The following is a 2,404-nucleotide window of genomic DNA, read 5'->3' as shown; positions in this document are numbered from 1 at the left end:
ACGGTGGCGCCGGAGACGGCGGGATCTGCTGCAGCTCCAGGTTCATCCGGTCGCGGGTCAGGGCGTCCAGCGCACCGAACGGTTCGTCCATCAGGCAGTACCGACGGGTCACAGGCCAGCGCGCGGGGCGATCGCCGCCCGCTGGCGCATCCCGGGACAGCTCGCGCGGGTAGGAGTCCTCGAACCCGCCGAGGCCGACGGTGGCGCACAGCTCTGCGGCCCGGGCCCGCCGCTCGGGCGCGCGGCACGGCACGGCAGTCTGGAGCGGCAGCGCGACGTTGTCGGTGATCGTGAACCCACGGGAACAGGTTCGCCTCCTGGAGGCTTATTCAGGGCCGTGAAATAACGATCTAGCCGGCGTGTCGGGTGTGGGGCGACAGCCCGTCCATCGCGAAGATGGTTTGTCGTAATCAATCCGAGATGAATGGGCTGTCGCAGTATGTACTATCCACAATGGCTTTCGGCGTGATGAGATTCAGGATCTTGCCGCTCTGGTGCATGAGCAGGATCAGCGGAACGCGACTGGCCTGCGACGGCCTTGGCGCCGATTCTGGGATTGTTCTGTCGGTGGTGATCACGTTGGCGTATCTGCGCGGGAATCGTGTGCAGTGGGAGTTGGCGGAAACCTACGGGGTGTCGCAGTCGACGGTCAGTCGAGCGATCGCGGGGGGTGACACACGTTGCTGGCGCAGGCGCTGCGGAGTGTAGTGTCCGACTGCGGAGGAGCTTCGTGCGATCGGCAGTACATAATCGACGGAACCCTGCTGCCCTGCTGGTCATGGACCGCCGTACCAGGTCTGTGGTCGGGCAAGCATCGCACCACCGGCGTCGTCGTCCAGGTCGCAGCGCACACCCTGGAAGGGCAGCTGTCGGGGATCTCCGACCCGACCCCAGGCTCCCGACACGACCTACATTTGCCTCGACCAATCCGGCGCCCTCGACCACCTCGCACATACCCCCGATCGGCGATAAAGGATACATCGGGCGCGGCATTCTCACCCCGTTCAAAAAACAACCCGGCCGGGAAACTCTCGACTGGCAGAAAACATTCAACAAGAGCCTCAACGCACACGCGCGCACCATCGAGCGAGTCATCTGCCCATATCAAGTCGTGGAAAAAGTTCTCCACACAGACTACCGCGCGACCCACGCCACATTTAAAACGACGATCTCGGCAGTCATCGGACTCATCTTCTACGCACTTACCTGACGGAGCCTGATAAGCCTCCTGGAACACCAGCCCGAACTCGGCGAAGACCGGCGTCGTGCGACGGCCGGCGGCCCAGGCGGGGCCGGGCGCCGGCCTCGACGAGCCCCGCCGGACGGGGCGAGCAGACCGGACAGGATCCGCAAACAACGTCGTCTTGCCGCAGCCCGAGCGCCGACCAGCGAGACGAACTCGCCGCGGGCGACCTCCAGGTCGATCCCGACAACGCGCGCACCTCGCCGCGCCGGGTCGGGTACACCTTGTCCACGCCGGACACACCGCAGGCCGACCGCGCCCCGGTCGGGGCCGCCTGTGCCGGTGGAGCGGATCGCCGTCTCCTGGGTCATGCTCGTCTCCTGCTCCGGTGCCGGGGGACGCGTCGTCGTGTCGTCGGGGTGCTCATCGGGTGCCTCCGTGCCGTTGAGGCCCGGCGTCGAGCCACTGCTGGCCGGGTCCTGGCGGCGGGGACCTGACCGACCGAGGAGACCTCGTCGTAGGTGGCCTGCCAGCGCTGCGGGTCGATGCCGGAGTCGGGCCCCGGCCCGCGGCGTAGCCGTCGACGTAGGCGGCGAGCGCGGCGCGGGCGACCTCGGGCCAGTCCAGCGTCGAGAACTGGGTACTTCGAGCCGATGAGCTGCATCGTCTCGGTGAAGCCGGCTGCCTCGTCGGCGGCGATGAAGGCGGTGGCGTCGGCGATCGCGGCCAGGTAGCGGCGCAGCTTGTCCTGCTCGGCCGGGTCGGCGCGGCGGTGGCCGTCGAGGTGGCGTAGATCTGCGACCCGGCGGAGATCGCGTCGTTGGGGTCGTAGACGACGGCCTCGGGCCGGGTCGCCTGCAGCAGCATCGCCGTGTCGAGCGAGACGGATGAACGCGTCGACGCGGCGGTGGGTTCACCAGGTCGAACACGCCGGGCTGAGCCCGACGACCTGACGCCGCAGCTCGGCGGGGGCGATCCCGGCCGACCCGGCGATCAGGTCGAGGGTGATGGAGCTGGTGCGCTGACCTCCGAGGGCGTCCCGACGAACTTCGCCGCGCAGCTGCGCGGCGTCGGTGATCGGCGCCCGCCGGAGGAGACCAGGCGCAGCGGCCCGTCGTGCACCACACCCGCCGATCGCGACCAGCGGTGCGCCGCGCTCCCGCGCGGCGACCATCGTCTCGATGTCGCCGATCCGGGAGATCTCCGCGGACCCGGCGAGCA

4 protein-coding genes are annotated in these 2,404 nt (G+C 68.6%); 1 reads left to right on the top strand and 3 read right to left on the bottom strand.

From position 1 onward, the window contains the following. Positions 1–410: 410 nt before the first annotated feature. Positions 411–578 (bottom strand): hypothetical protein, encoded by a 168-nt coding sequence (locus KPL57_RS62800; protein ID WP_226359176.1) that lies wholly within the window; start codon positions 576–578, stop codon positions 411–413. Between the two features lie 200 nt (positions 579–778). Between KPL57_RS62800 and KPL57_RS62795 the strand changes: the two genes are divergently transcribed. Further along, positions 779–1,210, top strand: coding sequence for a hypothetical protein (locus KPL57_RS62795; protein ID WP_226359175.1), 432 nt, complete (start codon positions 779–781; stop codon positions 1,208–1,210). A 396-nt stretch (positions 1,211–1,606) separates the two neighbouring features. Here KPL57_RS62795 and KPL57_RS62790 read toward each other — a convergent pair whose 3' ends face one another. Together KPL57_RS62790 and KPL57_RS62785 are read right to left on the bottom strand one after the other, a co-directional pair. Then, complete coding sequence (locus KPL57_RS62790; RefSeq protein ID WP_226359174.1) at positions 1,607–2,050, bottom strand: hypothetical protein; 444 nt, start codon at positions 2,048–2,050, stop codon at positions 1,607–1,609. Positions 2,051–2,096: 46 nt separating this feature from the next. Next, a partial coding sequence (locus KPL57_RS62785; protein ID WP_226359173.1) for a hypothetical protein occupies positions 2,097–2,404 on the bottom strand: 308 nt, incomplete at its 5' end.

This window comes from Pseudonocardia sp. ICBG601 (assembly GCF_020496245.1).
This window is presented reverse-complemented; position numbering and strand designations above follow the sequence as displayed.

Coding starts and splice junctions, on each gene's coding strand:
- KPL57_RS62790 (WP_226359174.1), bottom strand. CDS start 2,050: ATGCTGCTGCAGGCGACCCGGCCCGAGGCCGTCGTCTACGACCCCAAC.
- KPL57_RS62795 (WP_226359175.1), top strand. CDS start 779: ATGGACCGCCGTACCAGGTCTGTGGTCGGGCAAGCATCGCACCACCGG.